The following is a 24,841-nucleotide window of genomic DNA, read 5'->3' as shown; positions in this document are numbered from 1 at the left end:
TGAAAATGTAAGAGAATGGCTAATCAAGAGGAAAAGTAGTTGCCCGGATGCGCCGAAATTCTCCGCTCTTTGGAGTCTACTTCACTTAGTTTTACCAAGGACACGTAATCGTGCAACAGACGCTCTTCCGTCTCTACAGCGCCTGATTCCACTAAAACGCCTACCCCAGCAACCTCGGCATTAAATTCACCGAGCAGATCGACCATACCACGTACAGTCCCTCCCGCCTTCATGAAGTCATCTACGATAAGTACTCGCGATTTCTCCTTGAGTGCCCGTCTGGAGAGAGACATTGTGTGTATGCTTTTATGAGATCCTGATACGTAATTAATACTTACTGCTGATCCCTCTGTAACCTGATGGTCACGTCGCACAAGCACTACCGGCAAGCCTAGCTGTGCTGCTGTTGCATAGGCTAGTGGAATGCCTTTCGTTTCAACGGTCATCACCACATCGATTTCCGATCCGTAAAAGGCCGTTGCGATGATCTTACCCGCCTGTTCCATCAAAGACGGCAACCCAAGTAGATCCGACATATACAAATAACCGCCAGGCAATATCCGGTCAGTCTGCTCTAGCTGCACACATAAGCGCTGCACAAAGGTTAGCGCCATATCTTTAGGCATAACTGGGATATAACGAACTCCACCCGCTGCACCAGCTAAAGTCTGCAGCTCTCCGATGCCTTCACCTTCAAATACTTCTTTTATGATTGCCAAATCTTCACTGATGGAGGACTTAGCCGCTCCATAGCGATCGGCAAATATAGACAGCGGCAGTAGTTCATGCGGCCGCTCAAGTAAAAACTGAGTCATGTCTACCAAACGTTGGCTTCTTTTTAATTTCTTCACGGAATGCTCCTCGCCAAAACCGAATATTTTAGAAAAATATATCACTTTTGTACGGGTTTACACAAGAGAAGCAGACTAATTCAGTGATCTCACTGCGTAGACTTCCTTGCAGAACCCTCGCAGTCCGTTGTAAATCCTTGCTACTTTAGACTGCTTGGACACTAAACCGAATACGGTAGGTCCGCTGCCTGACATCAACACCCCATCTGCTCCGAGCTTTATCATCGCTTCCTTGAGCTGCTGAACCTCTGGATGCAGCCTTAGGGTAACATCTTCAAGCACGTTGCCTAGATGGTTGCATACGCCCCCAAAGTCTCCTGCTTCAATCGCTTGCTGCATCTTTCGAGCAGAAGGATGCACAGCTATATTATTGCTCCGAACGCGTCCATACACTTCTGCAGTCGATACATTGATCGGTGGTTTCGCCAACACAACCCAACATTGTGGCGGGTTGTTGATTGGCGTAAGCTTTTCGCCTCGTCCTGTAGCTAAGGCTGTGCCGCCTGTGACGCAGAAAGGCACATCTGAACCCAGCTCAGCGCCAAGCTCCTGTAGCTCCTGCGCAGGAATACCGAGACGCCACAGACGGTTTAGACCGCGTAGCGTAGCTGCGGCATCACTGCTGCCGCCAGCTAGGCCAGCCGCAACCGGAATTCTTTTATCCAGATGGATATGTACACCACTCTTCACGTTATAACGGTCTTTAATAAGCCTTGCCGCCTGGAAAGCTAAATTTTTCTCGTCCAGGGGAATATAACCAGCCTGACTTGATATTATAATAGTATCCCTTGGCAGCTCAGACAGCTCTAAGCGGTCTGCTAGATCTACCATGGTCATAATCATTTCCACCTCATGAAAACCGTCAGCACGTTTGTGCAGCACATCCAGCATCAAATTAATTTTAGCTGGTGCCTTTTCATACATTTTCAAGGCGTTCACCCACCTTCAGCTTTTCCCGTAAAAACAACTTAACATATTATATGAGAAACTTCTAATGAAGTCCAATAATAAAAGGGTGTCGCCTTTTAGACGCACCCTTTTTCAGTAATATTCACTTTATAGCCTAAAATTTAAGATTTCCGCGCGGCCTGTTCAGCAAGCTGTATCGCTTTTTTCACCATGTTGCCAGCGTCTTGAGTTGTAATTCCACCCCAGCCCTCACGTTCTACGGTTTCATAAAAACCCAGCTCCTTGGCTAACTCTGTCTTCAGTTCCTCCGACATCATGCCTCGTTTTCTGCGGCTCATTACGGAATTCCTCCCTTATGAAAATAAATGATTAACCCGTTGCCCAATTAGTATGCTTGCTTAGAACACGGATCATGCACCAAATATTTGTCCCAAAAAACGCAAACAAAAAACAGCCTCCAAAGGAGACTGTTCGTGAAACATTAAGCTTTAATATACATAATCCGCATCTGCCCATCGTCTTCACAAACTGTGATTTCCACAGATTCAGTAAGTATATCGGCATAGCTATAGGAGACTCGCTTAAAAGTTTGCTGCTCCTGATCCAGTTTGACAATAAATACAGAAGGGTACGTTTCTTCCAGGACACCTGTGCGTTCAACGGTTTTACGACGACCTCCGTTTGCACGCAATGTGATCTTATGACCGACGTGAGCTTCAAGACTGCGTTTGATTTCCAACAGCGCGTTATTAGCCATTACCTGACGACCACCTCTTTTCTTGTCCATTATACAACTTTTTCAGGACAATGTCAAAGCAAATAAATAATTAATTATAGTTGATGCATATTTCGTTGTCAACGGAATTTTTTTGCGAGAAATCAGCGCCGGACTAATATCCTTGTTATCTGTAATATAGGCATCACAAAGAAAAAAAGAAAGGGTTAAGCTCAGCGCTCACCCTTTCTTTCGGATATTCTATTCAGCCCATTCAAATTACCTATATTCCTGAAACCATAGACCTATCTCTGCCGCTTAAATGGCTGATGGTGTCACTTTTAGCGCCGACAGATTCTGCAGCCGCGGCATTCCGATACGGAAGCTGCCACGGGTCTCAACACCACCAATACCCTGATTACCGCTGATGGTATTATTCAGAACATCACTAAGATTTACAGTATCCCTGATGGAAGTAAAGGATGATTTTGCTGCTACATAAACGGGATCCAGAGCATGGATCAAAATTCGACCAGGTGAACTGGCAAAATTAGCCCCAGCTCCAAGTAATGCCTCGAAATGAGATTGGCAAGCACCGGCAACAATAGTCAACGCATCAAAATTCCGCTCATACTCCCTAGCTACCCTAATAGCAGCTATAAAGTTTTGCGAATTTTTGTAGCTATTCAGACTATATAGATCGTAAGTATGCTGTTGCTTCAGTACCCCATCATGACCAGTGATCACTACAATGTCTGGGCGTACACGGGGCAACAGCCGGTATAACGTATCAGCCATTGCAGATTCATGAACATGATGCCCTTCAGCGGGAATCCGCAGTTGCTCGTATAAGCTAAGGCTCTTATTCAAATATGCCGGATCGCCATCCAGATGCAGTACTTTACCCGGCACTTCAAAATAAGGAGCTTCCTTGGAGGGTGGAGCCCATGTCCCCTCTGTTAGAGTTCCCCCGCTCCGCTGACTTTGCTCCTGACGGTCCTTCCGCAGCTGTGTCAGTGATTCCTTCGCTTTGATCTGTGCTTGCTGTCCCCGTTCCGTTATTCGGGTAGGAGGCACTTGAACCAGGTCATCCAGAGGAGAATCCGCCAACAGGCGGAAATCTGTGCCTTTAATGACGGCTCTATCCTGCACGATATTATCTACACGAAATGTTAAATCACCGCCATAAGATTTGCGAACGACCAAGTCTCCTAAATTCATTACAACCACCACCTCTACCCCATCGTATGGGCAAAGGCCTCAGTTGGTTCATAACTCGCCATATTTTTAAAATATAAGAATGTATAATGCTCCACCAGAATAACATCCTTATATTTCTACGAGAAACGGTTGTCGTCCTTTAAGACAACAACCGTTTCTTATTGCTTATTCAATTCCAGCGGCTAGCAAAACACCGCTTAAGCGGGCGTATTCTTCAAGACTGAGTGTTTCTCCACGACGGGTCGGTTCAATACCCGCTTCTGCGAGTAAAGCCTCCAGCTGCTCACGTCCTTGTTCAGGGAAGTAACGAGCCTTCAGATTGTTAGCAATCGTCTTGCGGCGCTGTGTGAAAGAAGCGTGAACCACTTCAAAGAAATGCTTCTCACTCTCCACCTTTACCGGAGGATGCTCTCTAACCTTCAGACGGATAACAGCAGACTCCACATTAGGTTGAGGGATGAATACCGTACGCGGCACGATACAGACGAGCTCAGGCTCGCTGTAGTACTGCACGGCAATGCTAAGACTTCCGTATTCCTTTCCACCTGGAGATGCAGCCATACGCTCCGCAACCTCCTTCTGAATCATTACAACGATGTTATCAAGGGGAAGCTTCTCTTCAAGCAGCTTCATCAGAATCGGAGTAGTCACATAATAAGGCAGGTTAGCAACCACACTGACCTTGTTCACAGTGGTGAAATCTTCCTTGAACATTTCCTGCAAGTTCACATTGAGGACATCATCGTTACGAACCTTAACATGGGGATAAGGGGAAAGTACGTCTTTTAATATTGGAATCAGTCTACGGTCTATCTCTACGGCAGTTACAGCACCGGCTGTTAGTGCCAGACGCTCCGTCAGCGCTCCAATTCCCGGCCCGATCTCCAGCGCCCCAGAATCGCTATCTAGTCCAGCAGCGTCTACAATCTTGTCCAAAATATTTTGATCAATCAAAAAATTCTGTCCCAGGCTTTTCTTGAACTTGAATCCATAACGTTGAATAATCTCTTTGGTCCGTTTTGGAGTCGAAATTTCCTCTCTACCACTCATGAAGTAATGCCTCCCTGATCAATTTGGGCGAGAGCCCCGGCAAATTCCTCCCGCGTAATCCCAAACATCGCCAGCCGCTTGTACAGCTGTTTGCCGTTACAATATCCGATTCCAAGCAAATTACCAAGCGCCATACGTCTTTCAGCAGCCCGAGGGTGTACAAGCATTCCAGCGGCCATAAGGTCATCAATACCAATCAAAGCAGGTGCTCCTTCAAAAGAGGTATGTACGTTACGCAGCGCATGACGAATCGCCTCTGGCGATGCATTCTCTACACCGATATCCCCTTTTCGAGTTGCGTCCTTCTCCGGAATAAAAGCATGCTTGCAGCCCGGCACCTTCGCTGAAACGATTTTACGAATTCGCTCCCCAGCATGGTCCGGGTCCGTAAGAATAATAACCCCTCTGCGTTCCATAGCTAGCGCAATCTTCGCAATTACAGTCCGGTTTACAGCAGAGCCGCCTGTCTCAATCGTATCTGCTTCCACAGCACGCTTAATGGCTACGGTATCGCTTTTGCCTTCAACGACGATTAATTCCTTAATCATATTTCTTGACTCCTTCCAAAAAAAGCAAAAAGAAGAGGATTCGCTCCTCTTCTTTTGGTTAAAGAATGTATAAGTGATGAGCGGTTGCTCTGCGATCAACGAAATGATCATCCAGCGTTCCTTAACGGTTATCATCACTATAGCTTATCAAAGGATTTTTTGCAAAAGCTTCAGTTCTAGTTAAGCTCTGGTTTCACAGGTCCAATCACATATACGGTACGTGATTTACGGCCGAAATTACGAGCATGGCTCAGGGAATCATAATAGACATCCACTTTATTGCCTTTAATGGCACCGCCCGTATCCTCTGCACGGCGGAATCCAAGCCCATCGATATAAACCCACCAGCCAATAGGAATTACATTCGGATCTACTGCAATTGTACGACCTTCCGTTACGCGTGTTCCGGAGGCAGTTTTAGTACCTATTCCTGGCTCTTCTGACGAATAAGCTGTCATGGAGACGTTCTTAATCATCTTCTTGTACTCAAAGTCTACGCCAGCCTTGCTTGTGACGTTCTTAGTCTTAGCGCTAACTTTAGTCGTTTTGGAGGTAGTGCTTGATTTGGAAGTTGTTGTAGCTTTAGCAACTACAGTAGGCTTAGGAAGTGCTTTAGTACCAACGGCAATGATCTTATCTTTTGTTACCGTTTGTACTTCCTTGCCGATCATGCGCATAGAGGCCAGTTCTCCGTCTTGATAGATCTTTTCAATATGCTGAACCATGACGCCTGGTTTGCCTGCCTGTGCCACTCTAACTGTTCCCACAGTAAGGGAGGGATCTGCTGTCTTAATAACACGGAAAGGTAAGTTAGTTGTTCGCTGTACCGTTTGCTTGTTGATACGAACGATCTTAATCTCCATGTCAGCAGAGATGGTGGTGTCTAACGAAGGAAAAATCTTATCATAGCCTTCTAGGTTGATACCCAGTTTGTCAATCGCCTGACCGATAGTGTCTTCGGTCGTATATAACGTTTTTGTTGCTCCGTCCGCAGTAAGGCTAAATTTCTGCGCACGATTGATAACGACACGGTCACCGTCTTTTATTTCATCACTCAGACCTAAAGATAATTCATCATGCGGCTGCAGCGAAATTTGCTCTTTCTCCAACACATCACCAAGAAGTGCTTCTCGCGTTTCAAGTGTCTGTGTTTGCCCGTCTATTACTAAAACAAATTGTTTGTTACTTTGACCGTGTACGTACAGCAGAATTAACAGCGCGATTGCGATTGAAATCACACCTGCAAGTAAAAGTACGCGAGTATTTACTTGCTCCCACCGTAATGCGAAAGACCTGCTGGATGACTGCGAATCATGGGATACCTCTGGTTGGAATAAGCCCATTCTCTCCATCCTCCTTACATAGCCTCGTCGTCAATTTGTATATCATGAGGACTGAATTTCTTTGACGAAACTATTTGAGATTGTCACAGGATACGCACGTATTAACTTAGCGTCTCCTGCTCATGGATCGCCTGCTCGGCACAGCTACTCCCACACCTGTTATATAACAGTATGCGGGCAACATTCAGTTTATTCAAAAATAAAGAAGCCTAAAAAGAGTTCTCTTGAGGACTCTTTCGTGGCTTCTCCGATGTCAGAATACGCGGGAATGTTTGTGCACGAGGTTGCCTCTCTTACTTGCGCTTACGGGGTTAGCTGTCGGGTTCGGACGAAAGAGAGACGCCCTATTTCAGGTCACCCGCTCACGGCGGTTGCCCTTAAATTCACCCCAAAGACCACGTGAAGAAATCAAATATTGTTCTGCGGCAATTCCTAGTCGTATTCAAGATACAGGCATGCGGCAGTTCAATATTGGTTCCCCCGTTCTCCATACGGAGACTCAGCGAGACGATCCATGAATCAATGGCTGTCACAATAACAACAGCTCACATCACTGAAAAGATGATATCCTGTTTTGATGCATGTTGTAAAGGACGATTCAACCACGTTTAAGCAAATATATGGTTAAAATATTGTAATAATCAGCCGTTTTTATATTAAAAAAGTTTAATATATCGGCTATTCTCTATTTTTCACCCGTTTTACTCCTGTTTTCAGACAATCCCAAATCGTTCCAGTGCGTTCGCATACGTAATTTTAGCCAATTCTTCCCATGTTAACCCTTTAATTTCAGCCGCAGCCTCTGCTACTAACTTCACATGAGCACTCTCATTTCGCTTGCCACGGAAGGGGTGTGGAGTCAAATATGGAGCGTCTGTTTCGATCAATAATCGGTCCAATGGCGTCTGTGCAAGCACCTCTTTAGGCACTCTGGCATTTTTGAACGTTATCGGTCCTCCAAATGACAAATGAAATCCAAGGTCTAGACACATTTTTGCTGTTTCCCAGCTGCCTGAGAACGAATGCATCACGCCACCAATTTCATTTGCTTTTTCCTCCCGTAAAATCCGTACAACATCTTCATGAGCATCACGGTCATGTATACAGATTGGCATTTTTAGTTCACGGGCTAGTCCGATTTGTTTGCGGAAGACCTCCTGCTGCACATCCTTGGGAGAGGTATCCCAATAATAATCCAATCCAATCTCTCCGATGGCCACCACTTTTTCATGGCTGCAAAGAGAGGCGATCCAATCGAGGTCTCCCTCTTTCATATCAATCGCATCCTGTGGATGCCAGCCCACCGCTGCATAAATATAATCATAAGATTCAGCCAGCTTCATCGTTGAAGGGATCGTTTCCCGATTAAATCCAATATTGATCATCTTGCTAACTCCGGCCTCTACTGCACGAGCAATAACTTCCTCGCGATCCTCGTCGAATTGAGGCGCATCTAGATGTGTATGTGTGTCGAACAGATACATTTTAAAGCTCACTCCTTGTTGTTTTTATCAATAGTTCCATAAATATTTGTATTATTTTGCAAAAATCTCTGCTACAGAAGAGGGCAAGCGTGTAAGGGCTTTTTTCAGCTTATCCTGTGGGAAATATAGATGATATCTGCCACGATGAATTCCGCTTATTGAGCGCACAATATCCGATACCTCTGAAATTTCCCGCAATTGCTCATTCCGATCAAGCAGTAAAATTTGATTATTGTCGAAGGCTGCTCCTGGACGGAACACATCATAAGGCAAATCTGTCGGATAATCAATCTCTAGGTCATATTCTGGGTTAAGTCCCACTCCCGCAAAACTGCTGCGGATTTCCGTAATCATATCTGTATCCAAATTCTCAATCTCTACATATTTATACAGTTTACGATGAATAAAACGGGTACACAAGTCGCTTAATAACTCATCTTCTTCAAGTGTCCATTGCATAAAAGCAGTCTGTACCAGTGCCTCATCAAGCATTAAATATTGCTTCACTGTTACTTCTCCTCGAAAGAGATCTTCCAGCGGAGCGATCATAAAGCGAAATTTGTACCCCTCTTGAAACAATTCTTTAGCTCTACGGAAGATTTGACGCAAAATAATTTCAGAGCTGCGCGTCACCGGATGAAAATATACCTGCCAGTACATTTGATAACGTGACATTAAATAATCTTCAATGGCATGCATACCTGATTCTTTTACTACAATCCGCCCATTATAAGGACGAAGCATTCTCAAAATCCGATCAATGTCGATGGTTCCATAGTTTACACCTGTATAGTACGCATCACGCAGCAAATAATCCATACGATCAGCATCCAGCGGACTGGAAACCAAATTGACAACAATTTCATGCTCATAAGTCTTAGAGATAACTGAAGCTACTTTACGAGGAAAATCCTCCTCCACATCACGCAATATTTCGGTAATCTCCGTGTCCTCCAAAATAATCCGGCAGGTCCAATCCTCATGGTTCATTTCAAAAGCTTCTTCTATAGAATGTGAAAATGGGCCATGCCCTAAATCATGCAGCAAAGCCGCACACAAAGTAAGCAAACTTTCTTCAGGAATCCAATCCTTATATCCGCTGCGCTCAAATTGCGAAATGATTCTTCGTGTAATTTCATATACTCCTAAAGAATGAGAAAATCGACTATGCTCTGCACCATGAAAAGTGAGATATGAGGTACCTAACTGGCGAATCCGGCGTAAACGCTGAAATTCTTTTGTATTAATTAGTCGCCAAATAATCGTGTCCTGTACATGAATATAATTATGAACGGGATCCTTGAAAACCTTTTCTTCCGTGAGCGGCTGCTTCATGAGATCAACTCCTTCTAATAATTTAATATGATTTTAACTAATATCAGTATATAATAAGTAATTATGTCGTACTTTGTCGAAAAGTATCATTTTTGGTCTTGGTAAATCGACAAAATGCTTTCAGGGCAATTCTTAATTTTTATAGGGACATTCAAAGTTCTTATGGAAATTTTCTTATTCAGCCTATGAAAAAAGGTTGACTGATTTGGGAATCGTTGGTATTATAAGTATCATAAAACAGTGAACAATGTCGAATAATGACGTTTTTGGAACATTGAGAGGAGTAACGATTGTTATGATGAAATCAACAGGAATTGTAAGAAAAGTAGACGAACTTGGACGGGTTGTTATTCCTATTGAATTACGCCGTACACTTGGCATTGGCGAAAAGGACGCACTGGAAATTTACGTTGATGGCGAACGGATTATGCTTAAAAAGTATGAGCCTGCCTGCATTTTCTGTGGCAACGCTGAGAACGTAACTTACTTTAAAGGAAAAATAGTTTGTCATGAATGCATTTCTTCCATCCCTACCCCTGTGACAAACTAAATTAAATAGTATATAATAGAACTAATCAAATTGTTAATTCTAACCTTTTCATATCTCCTTGACCTCCCGTGACCGCGGGAGGTATTTTTTATGTCTGGGTTTGCCCTCCTGGTTATCCCCTCCCTAAGGGCAATGTGCTTCAAGAGGGAACTAGTAATACTTAGTTGTATTTCTTACAGTTATTTTAAATACTTTTTACCATTAAACGAATTAATTGTATTTTGTACACTTATATTCCCTATATCTCCGTGAAATCAATCATTTCCACCTTTATAACTGTATGAAGTACAACTAAACGAACAAATACATAAAAAAATTCAAAAATAACTGTACAAAGTACATTTAACCCACAGATAAATCATTCAAGCTCGGGCCGTTTCCAAGAATCCTTAGTTATTCTAAGAGTTCGTCTACAACACTTACTCTTCTGCTCTATCAAGCAACGCATTATAAATATCCCGTTTGGCTACACCCCGGTCTGATGCCGCTTTTTTCATAGCCTCTTTACGTGGCACATCCTGTGCTTCGTAATGAGCTACATGTTCTTCAATGCTTAACTGACGCCACCACGCCGATTCTGCGATTTCTGCATCTTCCTTGCTCTCCCCTTCTACGACAATAACATATTCGCCTAGCGGAGGATGTTCAGCAAGCCAAAGTGTACATTCCTCAATCGAACCGCGTAGAAATTCCTCATATCTTTTCGTTAATTCACGTGCCAACACAATCTGGCGATTGCCGAATGCTTCTTGAAGATGAGCAAGTGTCTTAACTACGCGATGGGGAGATTCGTAGAACAACAAAGTTCCTTGAGCCGAACGAAGTGGACTTAATACTGCTCGGATGTCCTTACGCTCTCGGGGAAGAAAGCCGATAAAAGTGAACGTATTCGTAGATAGACCAGAAGCGATCAAAGCTGACAACGCTGCGTTAGCTCCAGGGATAGGAATCACCGGAATTCCATGACTTATAGCAAGGGCTACAAGATCCGCTCCAGGGTCAGAAATCGCTGGTAAACCGGCATCGCTGACGAGTGCCAAATTTTTTCCTTCTATTATATAGCGTACAAGCTCAGGTCCACTGGCGGCCTTATTATGCTCATGATAACTAAACAACATCGAAGGTGAAATCTCAAAGTGGCTGAGTAATTTCCGGGTCTGTCTCGTATCTTCCGCGGCAATAATATCACATTCCTGTAAAGTGCGGACTGCACGATAGGTCATATCCTCCAGATTACCGATAGGTGTAGCCACCAGAAAAAGCGACCCTGTTGTCTCCTGAGTACTGGTATTAGTCTTATTTTGAAAACTGCTTTGGCATGATATCGTCATGATTTACCCTCTTTAGCACCATAGTAGATGTCCATAATCTCTGGACAGTATTGATTGTCCTCATTATATACGATGAGCGGTGGTTGTAAACGAACCTCAGGCTTTCCATCACGTGCAGCTTCGATTAATACCATATTAGCCTCTAGATGGGCACGTGGATGTACAAACCGAATAATCTTTGGCTCGAGTCTATATTGTCTCATAAGACTGATAATATCAACCAACCGTTGTGGTTTATGAACCATACTTACCTTTCCGCCCGTCCGAACCAATCGCACACAAGCCTGAATAACCTCCTCCAGAGTACAGCCTATCTCATGACGAGCCATAGCCTGATGGTTGTTCAGCTTCAGATCACTGCCATTAAGCGGCATATAAGGAGGGTTCACCGTTATTGCATCATACACACCATGTCCTGCGGTAGTATATAACTCGCGTAAATCACCTTCATGAATTACAACCTGATCCTGAAGGCCATTGAGAGCCACACTACGACGAGCCATATCAGCTAAACGAGGTTGTATTTCAATACCTTCTATAGAAGCTTTTGTCCGGGTAGTCATTAAAATCGGTATTACACCATTTCCCGTACAAAGATCTAGAACTCTTCCACGTGGCGGAACACTGGCGAAACGAGCAAGCAATACAGCATCCATAGAAAAGCTAAATACTTCATCACTTTGAATAATGCGCAGGTCATGCGTTAGTAAATCATCCACCCGCTCCGTCGGTAACAAGGGGACAGATATATCATTAAAAGAATTCGTCATGTAATAATCTCCTAAAGGTTTTGTTGAAAAAAACTTGCTTCAAATGCATATGTCTATTGGCCAAAATTCAAAAAAAACCGTAGGATTAATCTCCTACGGCTGGATATCCTCATTTATTAAGAAAAGAAAGACAGAACAGACAGTCACCTTCCGTGCGTAAATGTCCAAAATAAACATTACAGATGTGAAAGCCTTCGTGGTAAAGTCGAGCCAAGTTGTCATAACCTTCCCCGACAACCTCTTCTGTTCCCTCTCCGGTAGCTAAAAGAGCTTCCGCCTCCGCAGAATCTACGGTAGGATCCAAAGGTGCATCCCGCTTTAAAATTTTGCGAAGCTGTTCATTCTCCAGAGTTAACCTCTGGTTAGCTTCCATCAGTTCTTTTACCGTCTGTTTCCATTCTCCAAGATTGGCGCGCATCGTTTCCATCTGCGCTTCCATATCCTGCATGTGTGCAAATATATTTTTCTTCTCCAAGTTTCCACCCCGAAAGTAACCTTATATGGTTTACTTGACGACAACATCATCCATTGGAAGTTCCTTAACTTTGCCCACTTCAAACAACTGTACATGAACCGTACGGTTTCCGGCATTGATTCCTACTACTTTGCCATCCCCCAATGAGGTCACGACAATCTTGCCGACCGCTGGCATTTCTTCCTTTACACTCTCATAATTGTCATGCTCAAATTTCAAACAACACATCAGACGTCCACAAAGTCCGGAAATCTTGGTCGGATTAAGTGAAAGGTTCTGATCCTTGGCCATTTTTATGGATACGGGTTCAAAATCCCCTAACCAAGAGGAGCAACAAAGCACTCGTCCACAAGGTCCAAGTCCACCTAGCATCTTTGCTTCATCACGTACCCCAATTTGCCGAAGCTCAATGCGGGTCCGAAAAATACTTGCCAGATCCTTAACCAATTCTCTAAAATCAACGCGTCCTTCGGCCGTAAAGTAAAATATAATCTTATTACGGTCAAAAGTAAACTCTACATCTACGAGCTTCATTTTGAGACCGTGGTCGCGTATTTTATTTAAACAGGTGGTAAAAGCCTCCTTAGCGGCGCTTTTGTTCTCCTCAACTACGCGTGCGTCGGTTTCTCCGGCAATACGCATCACTTTTTTGAGGGGTAGTACAACATCGGACTCCTCCACCTCTTTTTTGCCTACGACAACCTTACCGTATTCCACCCCACGTGCTGTCTCAACAATAACACATTGATCTCGTTCAATCGGAAAATCAAGTGGATCAAAATAATATATTTTACCCGCTTTTTTAAAACGGACACCTACTACGCTGTACAAAAATTAACCCCCTTGTTTGCCGGTAAAAGGAACCTATGGGCATGTCCGCTCCCTGATGATCCATGCTTGTCCTTCCTCGTCTGTTAAAACGATACTTCCAGGTAAAGCGACATCCGGAGGATATATCATTGCTAATCCTTTAACTTTCCAGTCGGATTAAGAACTGCTCCAGACACAACTGGGCATTGGCATTGGAACGCAGCTTCTTAGTACTTTCTGCTGCATATCCCATATAAGCCACCCATTGTTCCGCACTGCGCCCACGGGCATGCCTGGAAATAAAGTCTAACTGATCTATAAAAACGATACTTTCATGCTTGCGGTACAGGAAGTAGAGCATATCTTTAAACCATAGATGGAACATGCTGAAAAGGATATCCAAATGTTCAGCGAGCCCAGTCTTGAACAGCTTCTGCCCGGCAGTTGCTACCGTGGAGCTGCCCTTGCTTAAGGACTCCTTAGCTAATTGTAACACTAGATTTCTCATTTCTGCAAACCAATTCTGTTCCAAAAGTTCCCTGCAACCATCAAGTCCCGAACTGAGTGATACTGCACATCGAGCTAAGGGGATCGGCACACCCTCACTTGCTAGCGCTTGAAGCATAATATCCGGATTTAACGGACTAAATGGAATCCGCTGAGTCCGTGACTGAATCGTCGGCAATAAAGAACGACTATTATCAGATATTAGGATTCCTACTGCCGGAGCTGGCGGTTCTTCCAGAAACTTCAACAAACTATTGGCAGCTTGTACCGTCATTTTGTCTGCCCCATCTATAATATAAATCTTTGGATTCACACCCTCAGATCGATAGGAAAAGACACGCTGCAGCTCACGGATCTGATCTATTTTTATGCTTGCACCGTCGGGCTGCAGCAATGACAAATCAGGATGGTTTCCATGCTCAACCTTTCGGCACTCTAGACATTCGCCACAGGCGTCATCCTTGCTTTCAGTGCAAAAAATTGCTTGGGCAAACATCAGCGCCGTCTTCATTTGTCCACTGCCTGCTGGTCCTGTAAATAAATAAGCATGGCTCACAGCGTCCTTGCGCAAGGCATTTTGGAGTAGCCGTTTAGCATGCTCCTGGCCTACTATATCATGAAAAGGCATAATTTCCTCCCAAAACTTTAAAAAGAAAGGTTGATTAACAACCCGCGAATTTCTCCAACACGTCCCAACAGATCTATTCGGCCCTGCTCACTATTCAGCAGATCGTCTGCCATAGATAGCAAAGCCGCATCAATTTCCTCAAGCAGCTTGTAACGCTTGCCCCGCCCACGTCTATCCCATCCACGTGTCTCTTTCAGTATAACGCCTCTACGAGCGGTTTCTTCCAGAAACCTTTTGATCATCATCCGGTAAATGGTGAGTTCACGAATGGTCATAGACTTAGATAAACGGTCGCCTTGTGACTGTATTTCTTTGATCTGGCGGTTTAGTTCATCTTTGGTTTTCTGTTCACCTTGCTGCTGAAAAACGTCAGAGAACGATTTCTGCTGAACAGGCTTATTAGCCCCTTCTGCATTTGGAAGCTCACTCTTTAAGGGCCTATATCCCGGATTGATCTTCAAAGGTTATCTACCGCCCCTTTTTTTGTAAATGACTTGCTCATTTATATTATACTTAATAATGTTCGAAACGATCTACAGGAAGCACGAATACAGTAGCGCCACCGACCTGTACTTCAACAGGGAGCGGTAAATAGGAATCCGTCGTGCCACTCATCGGAGTTACTGGAGTGACTAGTTGTTCACGCACTTTACAGCTGTTACGGATAACGTTCAATACAGCTTCGATCTGACTGTCTTCTACCCCAATCATAAATGTCGTATTTCCCGCCCGCAGAAATCCACCTGTACTTGCGAGTTTGGTAGCACGGAAATTGGCTTTTACTAGCTCACTGGATAACCGGTTACTGTCTTTATCCTGGATAATTGCAATGATCAACTTCATCTTCGACATTCCCTCCCAAAAAAGTTTTATGGAGTATTACTACTTAATGTGTTCTTAGTAGTAACCTCACTTCATAAGCAAACGCTTAGTTATATGCCACTTCTCTTATTATATTAGACAAAACACCCTAAAAACCCTTTAATACTCTCTCTTCAAGAGTTCTCACGATATCTTGTTCTACCAGATGAATAGGGCGGTTTGCATCAAGAACTACTATTCTCTCCGGATTCGCCTTAATTAATAAATGATAACCTTCACGAACCTTCTGATGAAAGGCAAGACTCTCCATATCCAGACGATTGACTTCGCGATCTTGATTGGCCGCAATCCGTGATAATCCAATCTCAGGGTCTACATCCAGATAAAAGGTTAGATCCGGCATGCGATTTCCAATAGCAAAGCGGTTAATACTCCACACCTCTTCCATACCTAATCCTCTTGCATGTCCTTGATAAACGAGACTACTGTCTACAAAGCGGTCACAGAGGACTGTAAGCCCTTCTCTAAGAGCTGGCTCTACTACTTCAGCGAGATGTTGGCTTCTTGATGCAGCGTACAGCAATGCCTCTGTACGTGCATCCATTGCAGTATGGGCAGGATCCAGAATAATAGAGCGAATTTTTTCGGCGATTTCAATGCCTCCAGGTTCACGTGTAATTCGATAGGGCATGGACCGATTCTGCAAATATGCTGCTACTCTGCCCAGTACCGTTGTTTTTCCGGAGCCTTCGCCCCCTTCTAATGTTATGAAGAAACCTTCTTTGCCCACTTATACTTCTCCGCCCTTCTGATTGTTGTATACCTTAATACGCTGCAAGACCGGATCAGCACAAGCCTGGAACTTCGCGCCTCCATAAGCTAAACCAGTCAGTCTTTGCTGTATCTGATCTGTGATGACCTCACCCGGATATAATAATGGAATGCCTGGTGGATAGGGAATTACCATCTCTGCAGCTACTCTCCCCACGCTGTGTTCAAGATTAATACTTTCTACCTCATTGGCTGTCACCGGCTTCAAAGAGAAGGGAACGGGTGCTGAGATTTGTAAAACATTCAAATTGTTCCACGTGGAAATATTTCGAGATTCTGAAATGGCAGCGGTGTGCGGTGATTCGGATGTATCCTCCGACTCTATTTCCCGCAGCGTCTGCAATAACCTTGCTGCATCTTCAGCCTTCGAACCTAGGCTGAACAGCAGCACTACGTGCCGGTCGTCACTCATCTCCGGCACACAGCCCTTAGCTTCGAGCCTGCGCTGCAGCTCGAAACCGCCTAGGACCCCGATGGCGTCATAAATGACGACTTTGAAGGGGTCCTGCATCTCGTACGCCGCCTTATGCAGCGGCGTACCGTCGTGCAGCTGCTCTGCCGGCTGCACCAATCCATAGCGCGGCAGCTCGGCAAGGCCGCGCCGCAGGACATCCACGGCGGCCAGCCCCGCCGTGAAAGCATCGCTGCCCCGGCTGTGCAGCAGCCGCCGGGCAAGATCAAGCGACGCCATCATAGGATATGATGGGCTGGAGCTCTGCACCATGGCGAGCCGCTGCGAGAGCAGGGCACGGTCGAGCCGCTGCCCTTGAACATGCAGCATAGCGCCCATGGTCATCGCAGTGAGCATCTTGTGCGTGGACTGCACTACGCCATCCGCGCCACAAGCAAGCGCCCCGGCAGGCAGTGCCGGGTGCTGCCCGTAATGCGCCCCATGCGCTTCATCGACAAGCAGCGGTACTCCGCTTTCGTGGCAGATACGCGCGAGGGGCGCGAGGTCACTGCCCATGCCGTAGTAATTGGGCATGGTGACTAATACAGCGGCGGCTTCAGGATAGGCTGCAAGTGCAGCCTCAACAGCTTCTGCCGCCGGCGCTACTGCCAAGCCGCTGAGTGGATCAATCAGCGGCTCGACGAAAACAGCCCGCACTCCAGCTAACATAAGCCCATGAATCACTGATTTATGCACATTTCGTTGAAGGATCAGAATCATTCCAGGCTCGGGGCAAGCCGTTAGAATCAGCGCCAGGTTGCCCGCCGTACTTCCGCCAACTAGAAAAAAGCTCTCCTCTGCTCCAAAGCAATCAGCAGCCAACTCCTGTGCTTCCTTAATGACTCCCTCAGGATGATGAAGATCATCCGTGCCGGTAATCTCCGTAACATCGTACTTCATAACCTCATCTAGATACCCAGCGCCTTCTACGCCGTCATATGCCGCTCCATTTTTATGTCCCGGCACATGATAAGATATATTACCCACAATTCTATATTGCTCCAGCATTTCGTATACAGGCGCCCTACATCGTTGTAATTTATTCATATTAAATTCCTTCCCATAGGGTTCCTTCTATTTTAACGTAAATATTCAAAAACTCCTATGTTTCCTCATAAAAGCATCTGACTGAACAGCAAAACGGCTCCCCCCGCTTAAACAACGAGGAAGCCGTATATGAATATCTCTAATGCAGTCCTTATATCTTTCATCCAGACCGCTCTCTTATCCGCATCAATTAACAGAGTTACTCTACTTACTTAAGCGTTCTTTTGCAATCCGATCTTCTTCATCTGGCCAATAAAAAAACGGTACTTAGCATCTTCTGCCTCGGTACGGATCATTTCTGCCTCACAATCCTCACAAATAAAATGCGAGACAATCACAATACCTTCTTCTTTTTCCTGTCCACAAATGATACAAGCTTGCCCGGTTTGCTGTTCCATAACCATCCCACCTTGACTCTTTTAAGAACAGTATGATACACCTTCTATCATTTTAAACCTTTTCATAGTTTTTTCATATCCTTCGTTTCGTGTATTATATATATTCCGCTGCCCCCATATCGGTGAATATTCGCCCATAGTTTAATAAAATGCTTTCATTCGCCGATATTAAGAACATATGAATCTGTGAGGAGGTTAGTCTATTTTATATGGAATCCAACACCAAAGGCGCTGCTACATTCTATCAATATAAATTAATCAAAAAAATTAATCTAACGGCACCTCTGCTGCGTGTTTATATTTTGCTCCCTTTTTTGGTCCTTGTGCTCGAGACAGTCTTTCTTTCTTGGTGGAGTATTCTCTACTTAATTATAGCTGCTCCGGTTATGTTCTGGGTTCAATATGTTATTTCACGCTCAGTACTTCTAATCTCCGGGCATCCTATTTCAAAAAGATGGTCCATCTCATTTAAAATCCCGTGGCTTGGCTTCATGCCAGATCAACACATTAGTTACCGCATTTTCCGTAAAGTACAGTTACATAATTTTTATATTGGTCTTTGTATTGCAGCTCTCTTTATTTTTTGGTCACCACCGGCATTTACAGTATCCCTGATTATTTGCCACTTGTGGCTTTTACTACCCCGTCTCTATACACTGTTCAAAATAAATCAACGCAACAAGGAAGGCATGCTGAAGTTTAATCCAACCGATGCCTCCTATTACTCTCAATAGAGTACGGTTAACCTGTATTCGCATATAAATAAATCGCCATCCATAAAGGACGGCGATTATTTATTTTGTCTTAAGACCTTTAATTAAGGCCTTCTTTTCTTTAGGAATCATAACTATAAAATAATCATCATGTACTGTTAAATGAACCGTTACTCCATCCTTCTGAAAAACACCAGATGAATCGGTATTCTCCTCTTCCTGTTCAACCCATCCCCAGGCCTTAATAGTATCCATATACTCCTCTGGGATACCATTCTTCTCCTTTAATCCAGGTAAAGAATAACGTACATAATCCATAGCAACGTTTGTCGTAGTCTGGTCTGGTGAGTACGCCTCTTGGGGTACAGGGAAATTCTTCTCGTTTAGCGCACCCTCAAAAGCATCCCAGCTGGGCGCTTTCGTACCGCAGCCTGCCAGTATTAAAGCTACTATACACGAAAAAATTAATATCTTAATAATTCTTGTTTGTTTCATGCCTTAAATCCTCCTTACCTCCACAATGCATCTAAAGACACAAGAAAATTCAAAGTTAGAATTTATGAGTAGTTCCTTCGTATTAGAGATGTTGCTTATTATTTGCACTTATCTATTATACTTGTATCGACCTCAGCGTCGGTAACAAAAATGTCACTCAATTACAGCCCCTTCAGATGTTGTACTCCCCTTCAAATATCACTCTTGTCCAAAAAAAACAAAAAAGCCACTGCTGATAAATCAACAATGGCTTAATGTGCTTGGCAACGTCCTACTCTCCCAGGACCCTTCGGTCCAAGTACCATCGGCGCTGGAGGGCTTAACGGTCGTGTTCGGGATGGGTACGCGTGGAACCCCTCCGCTATCGCCACCAAACATGCGTCTGTGAAACAGACGCTGCCGCGTGAAATTCGGTTCATCACCAGAAGTGACAATGAATTTCTAAGCGTGTTACAGGCTTAATCGCCTGAAAACTGAATCCGAAACGAATCTGCATTCTAAGTATAGGATAAGCCCTCGACCGATTAGTATTGGTCAGCTCCATGCATTGCTGCACTTCCACCTCCAACCTATCTACCTCGTCGTCTTCAAGGGGTCTTACTAATTGGGAAATCTCATCTTGAGGGGGGCTTCACGCTTAGATGCTTTCAGCGCTTATCCCGTCCGTACGTAGCTACCCAGCCATGCTCCTGGCGGAACAACTGGTGCACCAGCGGTACGTCCATCCCGGTCCTCTCGTACTAAGGACAGCTCCTCTCAAATTTCCTGCGCCCACGACAGATAGGGACCGAACTGTCTCACGACGTTCTGAACCCAGCTCGCGTACCGCTTTAATGGGCGAACAGCCCAACCCTTGGGACCTACTTCAGCCCCAGGATGCGATGAGCCGACATCGAGGTGCCAAACCTCCCCGTCGATGTGGACTCTTGGGGGAGATAAGCCTGTTATCCCCAGGGTAGCTTTTATCCGTTGAGCGATGGCCCTTCCATGCGGTACCACCGGATCACTAAGTCCGACTTTCGTCCCTGCTCGACTTGTAGGTCTCGCAGTCAAGCTCCCTTATGCCTTTGCACTCTGCGAATGATTTCCAACCATTCTGAGGGAACCTTGGAACGCCTCCGTTACTCTTTAGGAGGCGACCGCCCCAGTCAAACTGCCCGCCTGACACGGTCCCCGTACCCGATAAGGGTACTAGGTTAGAACCTAGATACGATCAGGGTGGTATCCCAACGGCGCCTCCACCGAAGCTTGCGCTCCGATTTCTACGGCTCCCACCTATCCTGTACAGATCGTACCCAAATTCAATATCAAGCTGCAGTAAAGCTCCATGGGGTCTTTCCGTCTTGTCGCGGGTAACCTGCATCTTCACAGGTATTAAAATTTCACCGGATCTCTCGTTGAGACAGCGCCCAAGTCGTTACGCCATTCGTGCGGGTCAGAATTTACCTGACAAGGAATTTCGCTACCTTAGGACCGTTATAGTTACGGCCGCCGTTTACTGGGGCTTCGGTTCATAGCTTCGGGTTACCCCTAACCACTCCCCTTAACCTTCCAGCACCGGGCAGGCGTCAGCCCGTATACTTCGCCTTGCGGCTTCGCACAGACCTGTGTTTTTGCTAAACAGTCGCTTGGGCCTTTTCACTGCGGCCCCCTCGTGCTATTCACACTACCGGGGCACCCCTTCTCCCGAAGTTACGGGGTCATTTTGCCGAGTTCCTTAACGAGAGTTCTTCCGCGCGCCTTAGAATTCTCTTCTCGCCTACCTGTGTCGGTTTGCGGTACGGGCACCTTCTCCTGGCTAGAGGCTTTTCTTGGCAGTGTGAGATCATGACCTTCGCTACTATAATTTTCGCTCCCCATCACAGCCCAGCCTTATCGATGTGCGGATTTGCCTACACATCAGCCTCACTGCTTAGACGGACATCCATCAGTCCGCGTCACTACCCTCCTGCGTCACCCCATCGCTCATAGCGGATTACGGTGGTACAGTAATTTCAAACTGTTGTCCTTCGACTACGCCTTTCGGCCTCGCCTTAGGTCCCGACTTACCCTGAGCGGACGAGCCTTCCTCAGGAAACCTTGGGCTTTCGGCGGATCAGATTCTCACTGATCTTTTCGTTACTCATACCGGCATTCTCACTTGTGTAGTGTCCAGCGCTCTTTTCAGTACACCTTCAACCCCTACACAACGCTCCCCTACCCCAGATACATAGTATCTAGCCATAGCTTCGGTGGTGTGTTTAGCCCCGTTACATTTTCGGCGCAGAGTCACTCGACCAGTGAGCTATTACGCACTCTTTCAATGGTGGCTGCTTCTAAGCCAACATCCTGGTTGTCTGTGCAACTCCACATCCTTTCCCACTTAACACACACTTGGGGACCTTAGCTGATGGTCTGGGCTGTTTCCCTTTTGACAATGGATCTTAGCACTCACTGTCTGACTCCCGGCAATAAGTATATGGCATTCGGAGTTTGACTGAGCTTGGTAATCCTTGCGGACCCCGCACCCAATCAGTGCTCTACCTCCACTACTCTTATACCGAGGCTAGCCCTAAAGCTATTTCGGGGAGAACCAGCTATCTCCGAGTTCGATTGGAATTTCTCCGCTACCCCCACCTCATCCCCGCACTTTTCAACGTACGTGGGTTCGGGCCTCCAGTGCGTGTTACCGCACCTTCACCCTGGACAGGGGTAGATCACACGGTTTCGGGTCTACGTCCACATACTCAATCGCCCTATTCAGACTCGCTTTCGCTGCGGCTCCACCTTCTCGGCTTAACCTTGCATGTTAAACGTAACTCGCCGGTTCATTCTACAAAAGGCACGCCATCACCCATAGATCGGGCTCTGACTTTTTGTAAGCACACGGTTTCAGGTTCTATTTCACTCCCCTTCCGGGGTGCTTTTCACCTTTCCCTCACGGTACTGTTTCACTATCGGTCGCCAGGTAGTATTTAGCCTTAGCAGATGGTCCTGCTGGATTCATACGGGGTTTCACGTGCCCCGCACTACTCGGGATCCGTCTCGGAGAGAACACAGTTTAGGTTACAGGGCTTTTACCTCTATCGCGGGCCTTTCCAGACCTCTTCACCTACCATATTCCTTTGTAACTCCATGTGAGACGTCCCACAACCCCAAGAGGCAAGCCCCTTGGTTTAGGCTGTTCCGCGTTCGCTCGCCGCTACTGACGGAATCACTATTGTTTTCTCTTCCTCAGGGTACTTAGATGTTTCAGTTCCCCTGGTCTGCCTCTACACACCCTATGTATTCAGGTATGAGTAACTGCGAATTACCACAGCTGGGTTTCCCCATTCGGACACCCCCGGATCAAAGCTTGCTTACAGCTCCCCGAGGCAGTTTCGTTGTTCGCCACGTCCTTCGTCGGCTCCTGGCGCCTAGGCATCCTCCGTGTGCTCTTATTAGCTTAACCTTGATTTTTCCGAAGAAAAATCTCACTAATAACATTTACTTGTTTGCACAAGTTGCTAAAAGATGTTCTAAAACGCAAATTCGTTTCGGTATCCAGTTTTCAAGGATCAAGTCTTACTTGAGAGCTTAAACTCTCAAAACTGAGCAACGAGTGAGTAACAGGCCTAAACCTGAGTTTTGGAAGCTGAGCTTCCGATTTGAATGTTCTCATTGCAGAGAACGATTCTCCATAGAAAGGAGGTGATCCAGCCGCACCTTCCGATACGGCTACCTTGTTACGACTTCACCCCAATCATCTACCCCACCTTCGGCGGCTGGCTCCCTTGCGGGTTACCCCACCGACTTCGGGTGTTGTAAACTCTCGTGGTGTGACGGGCGGTGTGTACAAGACCCGGGAACGTATTCACCGCGGCATGCTGATCCGCGATTACTAGCAATTCCGACTTCATGCAGGCGAGTTGCAGCCTGCAATCCGAACTGAGACCGGCTTTGATGGGATTGGCTCCACCTCGCGGCTTCGCTTCCCGTTGTACCGGCCATTGTAGTACGTGTGTAGCCCAGGTCATAAGGGGCATGATGATTTGACGTCATCCCCACCTTCCTCCGGTTTGTCACCGGCAGTCACTCTAGAGTGCCCAGCATTACCTGCTGGCAACTAAAGTTAAGGGTTGCGCTCGTTGCGGGACTTAACCCAACATCTCACGACACGAGCTGACGACAACCATGCACCACCTGTCTCCTCTGTCCCGAAGGCCGCTGCTATCTCTAGCAGATTCAGAGGGATGTCAAGACCTGGTAAGGTTCTTCGCGTTGCTTCGAATTAAACCACATACTCCACTGCTTGTGCGGGTCCCCGTCAATTCCTTTGAGTTTCAGTCTTGCGACCGTACTCCCCAGGCGGAGTGCTTACTGTGTTAACTTCGGCACCAAGGGTATCGAAACCCCTAACACCTAGCACTCATCGTTTACGGCGTGGACTACCAGGGTATCTAATCCTGTTTGCTCCCCACGCTTTCGCGCCTCAGCGTCAGTTACAGCCCAGAAAGTCGCCTTCGCCACTGGTGTTCCTCCACATATCTACGCATTTCACCGCTACACGTGGAATTCCACTTTCCTCTTCTGTACTCAAGCCACCCAGTTTCCAGTGCGACCTCAGGTTGAGCCCAAGGTTTAAACACCAGACTTAAATAGCCGCCTGCGCGCGCTTTACGCCCAATAATTCCGGACAACGCTTGCCCCCTACGTATTACCGCGGCTGCTGGCACGTAGTTAGCCGGGGCTTTCTTCTCAGGTACCGTCACTCCGGTAGCAGTTACTCTACCGGACGTTCTTCCCTGGCAACAGAGCTTTACGATCCGAAAACCTTCATCACTCACGCGGCGTTGCTCCGTCAGGCTTTCGCCCATTGCGGAAGATTCCCTACTGCTGCCTCCCGTAGGAGTCTGGGCCGTGTCTCAGTCCCAGTGTGGCCGTTCACCCTCTCAGGTCGGCTACGCATCGTCGCCTTGGTGGGCCGTTACCCCACCAACTAGCTAATGCGCCGCAGGCCCATCCCTCAGTGACAGATTGCTCCGTCTTTCATTCTTCTCTCAGGAGAAAAAAGAAATTATCCGGTATTAGCTACCGTTTCCGGTAGTTATCCCAGTCTGAAGGGCAGGTTGCCTACGTGTTACTCACCCGTCCGCCGCTAAGTTACTTTGAAAGCAAGCTTTCAAAGTAACTCCGCTCGACTTGCATGTATTAGGCACGCCGCCAGCGTTCGTCCTGAGCCAGGATCAAACTCTCCAATTAGTATTGAAAAGAGCGATATGCTCATTTTGAAACATCTGACGAGAAAATTAATTCTCTAATTTTGGATTTCACTTGCGTGATTTCCTACTCACTCGTTGTTCAGTTTTCAAAGATCAAGTTCTCGTTGGCGCCGTTTAATGTCTCAGCAGCAACTCTTATACTATATCATGTTCGGCTATTTAATGTCAAGCTCTTTTTTTAACTTCTTTTTCGAGCTCGGCATGTGTATTTCTTGGCCGGACTTAGAATATATCATGTATGGATAATCATTGCAAGAGTTTTTTTATATAAAATCAAAAGCATAAAACATCATCTATGTATTATCGTATTATAATAA

At 45.9% G+C, this 24,841-nt stretch carries 23 protein-coding genes, 3 rRNA genes and 1 riboswitch; of the genes, 2 read left to right on the top strand and 24 right to left on the bottom strand.

Features of this window, described 5'->3' with window-relative positions:
* Nucleotides 1–23: 23 nt before the first annotated feature.
* The 10 genes from purR to NSQ66_RS00180 form a co-directional block, all read right to left on the bottom strand.
* Nucleotides 24–851: a pur operon repressor gene (gene purR / locus NSQ66_RS00225; protein ID WP_036678807.1), complete on the bottom strand. Its 828-nt coding sequence runs from the start codon at nt 849–851 to the stop codon at nt 24–26.
* A 75-nt stretch (nt 852–926) separates the two neighbouring features.
* Nucleotides 927–1,781, bottom strand: a complete 855-nt coding sequence (gene ispE / locus NSQ66_RS00220) for a 4-(cytidine 5'-diphospho)-2-C-methyl-D-erythritol kinase (protein WP_036678809.1) — start codon at nt 1,779–1,781, stop codon at nt 927–929.
* Nucleotides 1,782–1,921: 140 nt separating this feature from the next.
* A complete protein-coding gene (locus NSQ66_RS00215) occupies nt 1,922–2,098 on the bottom strand; it encodes a small, acid-soluble spore protein, alpha/beta type (protein ID WP_036678812.1) in 177 nt (58 codons plus the stop codon).
* A 143-nt stretch (nt 2,099–2,241) separates the two neighbouring features.
* Entirely contained in the window at nt 2,242–2,517 is a 276-nt protein-coding gene (locus NSQ66_RS00210) for a Veg family protein (protein ID WP_019914493.1), read from the bottom strand.
* A 276-nt stretch (nt 2,518–2,793) separates the two neighbouring features.
* Complete coding sequence (gene yabG / locus NSQ66_RS00205) at nt 2,794–3,696, bottom strand: sporulation peptidase YabG (RefSeq protein ID WP_036678813.1); 903 nt, start codon at nt 3,694–3,696, stop codon at nt 2,794–2,796.
* 165 nt (nt 3,697–3,861) lie between these two features.
* A complete protein-coding gene (gene rsmA / locus NSQ66_RS00200; RefSeq protein WP_036678815.1) occupies nt 3,862–4,746 on the bottom strand; it encodes a 16S rRNA (adenine(1518)-N(6)/adenine(1519)-N(6))-dimethyltransferase RsmA in 885 nt (294 codons plus the stop codon).
* Entirely contained in the window at nt 4,743–5,294 is a 552-nt protein-coding gene (gene rnmV / locus NSQ66_RS00195; protein WP_036678817.1) for a ribonuclease M5, read from the bottom strand. The genes rsmA and rnmV overlap by 4 nt, the downstream gene beginning before the upstream one ends.
* A 176-nt stretch (nt 5,295–5,470) precedes the next feature.
* Nucleotides 5,471–6,637, bottom strand: a complete 1,167-nt coding sequence (locus NSQ66_RS00190; RefSeq protein WP_036678820.1) for a 3D domain-containing protein — start codon at nt 6,635–6,637, stop codon at nt 5,471–5,473.
* Nucleotides 6,638–6,922: 285 nt separating this feature from the next.
* Nucleotides 6,923–7,152: riboswitch (cyclic di-AMP (ydaO/yuaA leader) on the bottom strand.
* 198 nt (nt 7,153–7,350) lie between these two features.
* Nucleotides 7,351–8,121, bottom strand: coding sequence for a TatD family hydrolase (locus NSQ66_RS00185; protein WP_036678823.1), 771 nt, complete (start codon nt 8,119–8,121; stop codon nt 7,351–7,353).
* Between the two features lie 51 nt (nt 8,122–8,172).
* The gene (locus NSQ66_RS00180; RefSeq protein ID WP_038568006.1) at nt 8,173–9,456 is read right to left on the bottom strand and encodes an HD domain-containing protein; all 1,284 of its coding nucleotides are present in this window, start codon (nt 9,454–9,456) and stop codon (nt 8,173–8,175) included.
* 295 nt (nt 9,457–9,751) lie between these two features.
* On the opposite strand from NSQ66_RS00180, the gene NSQ66_RS00175 reads away from it, so the two are divergent.
* A complete protein-coding gene (locus NSQ66_RS00175; RefSeq protein WP_036678829.1) occupies nt 9,752–10,006 on the top strand; it encodes an AbrB/MazE/SpoVT family DNA-binding domain-containing protein in 255 nt (84 codons plus the stop codon).
* 419 nt (nt 10,007–10,425) lie between these two features.
* Here the strand turns inward: NSQ66_RS00175 and rsmI are convergent, their stop codons facing one another.
* The 10 genes from rsmI to NSQ66_RS00125 form a co-directional block, all read right to left on the bottom strand.
* Nucleotides 10,426–11,337, bottom strand: a complete 912-nt coding sequence (rsmI, locus tag NSQ66_RS00170; protein ID WP_038568004.1) for a 16S rRNA (cytidine(1402)-2'-O)-methyltransferase — start codon at nt 11,335–11,337, stop codon at nt 10,426–10,428.
* Complete coding sequence (locus NSQ66_RS00165) at nt 11,334–12,107, bottom strand: tRNA1(Val) (adenine(37)-N6)-methyltransferase (RefSeq protein WP_036678833.1); 774 nt, start codon at nt 12,105–12,107, stop codon at nt 11,334–11,336. The genes rsmI and NSQ66_RS00165 overlap by 4 nt, the downstream gene beginning before the upstream one ends.
* A gap of 109 nt (nt 12,108–12,216) precedes the next feature.
* Nucleotides 12,217–12,582 (bottom strand): DNA replication initiation control protein YabA, encoded by a 366-nt coding sequence (yabA, locus tag NSQ66_RS00160; RefSeq protein WP_036678835.1) that lies wholly within the window; start codon nt 12,580–12,582, stop codon nt 12,217–12,219.
* 30 nt (nt 12,583–12,612) lie between these two features.
* Nucleotides 12,613–13,413 (bottom strand): stage 0 sporulation family protein, encoded by an 801-nt coding sequence (locus NSQ66_RS00155; protein WP_036678838.1) that lies wholly within the window; start codon nt 13,411–13,413, stop codon nt 12,613–12,615.
* A 139-nt stretch (nt 13,414–13,552) separates the two neighbouring features.
* Nucleotides 13,553–14,527 (bottom strand): DNA polymerase III subunit delta', encoded by a 975-nt coding sequence (holB, locus tag NSQ66_RS00150; protein WP_036678839.1) that lies wholly within the window; start codon nt 14,525–14,527, stop codon nt 13,553–13,555.
* 17 nt (nt 14,528–14,544) lie between these two features.
* Nucleotides 14,545–14,988: a YaaR family protein gene (locus tag NSQ66_RS00145; protein ID WP_036678842.1), complete on the bottom strand. Its 444-nt coding sequence runs from the start codon at nt 14,986–14,988 to the stop codon at nt 14,545–14,547.
* A gap of 52 nt (nt 14,989–15,040) precedes the next feature.
* On the bottom strand, nt 15,041–15,370 hold the full coding sequence (locus NSQ66_RS00140; protein WP_036678844.1) for a cyclic-di-AMP receptor: 330 nt from the start codon (nt 15,368–15,370) through the stop codon (nt 15,041–15,043).
* Between the two features lie 127 nt (nt 15,371–15,497).
* Entirely contained in the window at nt 15,498–16,139 is a 642-nt protein-coding gene (gene tmk, locus NSQ66_RS00135; protein WP_036678846.1) for a dTMP kinase, read from the bottom strand.
* Nucleotides 16,140–17,678 (bottom strand): aminotransferase class I/II-fold pyridoxal phosphate-dependent enzyme, encoded by a 1,539-nt coding sequence (locus tag NSQ66_RS00130; RefSeq protein WP_036678849.1) that lies wholly within the window; start codon nt 17,676–17,678, stop codon nt 16,140–16,142.
* A gap of 212 nt (nt 17,679–17,890) precedes the next feature.
* Nucleotides 17,891–18,076 (bottom strand): sigma factor G inhibitor Gin, encoded by a 186-nt coding sequence (locus NSQ66_RS00125; RefSeq protein WP_036678851.1) that lies wholly within the window; start codon nt 18,074–18,076, stop codon nt 17,891–17,893.
* 209 nt (nt 18,077–18,285) lie between these two features.
* Between NSQ66_RS00125 and NSQ66_RS00120 the strand changes: the two genes are divergently transcribed.
* Nucleotides 18,286–18,810, top strand: a complete 525-nt coding sequence (locus NSQ66_RS00120; protein WP_036678854.1) for a hypothetical protein — start codon at nt 18,286–18,288, stop codon at nt 18,808–18,810.
* Nucleotides 18,811–18,870: 60 nt separating this feature from the next.
* Here the strand turns inward: NSQ66_RS00120 and NSQ66_RS00115 are convergent, their stop codons facing one another.
* The 4 genes from NSQ66_RS00115 to NSQ66_RS00100 all read right to left on the bottom strand — a co-directional run bounded on the left by NSQ66_RS00115 (nt 18,871) and on the right by NSQ66_RS00100 (nt 24,504).
* Nucleotides 18,871–19,284: a hypothetical protein gene (locus NSQ66_RS00115; protein WP_036678856.1), complete on the bottom strand. Its 414-nt coding sequence runs from the start codon at nt 19,282–19,284 to the stop codon at nt 18,871–18,873.
* Between the two features lie 258 nt (nt 19,285–19,542).
* Nucleotides 19,543–19,659 (bottom strand): 5S ribosomal RNA (gene rrf / locus NSQ66_RS00110).
* A 129-nt stretch (nt 19,660–19,788) separates the two neighbouring features.
* Nucleotides 19,789–22,714 (bottom strand): 23S ribosomal RNA (locus tag NSQ66_RS00105).
* 232 nt (nt 22,715–22,946) lie between these two features.
* A 16S ribosomal RNA gene (locus NSQ66_RS00100) occupies nt 22,947–24,504 on the bottom strand.
* The 16S, 23S and 5S rRNA genes sit together here, the layout of an rRNA operon.
* Nucleotides 24,505–24,841 lie beyond the last annotated feature (337 nt).

Origin of the sequence: Paenibacillus sp. FSL H3-0329 (assembly GCF_037963285.1) — a bacterium.
Classification (GTDB): Bacteria; Bacillota; Bacilli; order Paenibacillales; family Paenibacillaceae; genus Paenibacillus_AQ; species Paenibacillus_AQ odorifer.
Note: the sequence above shows the minus strand (reverse complement) of the source record. Positions and strands in the feature narration are given on the sequence as shown.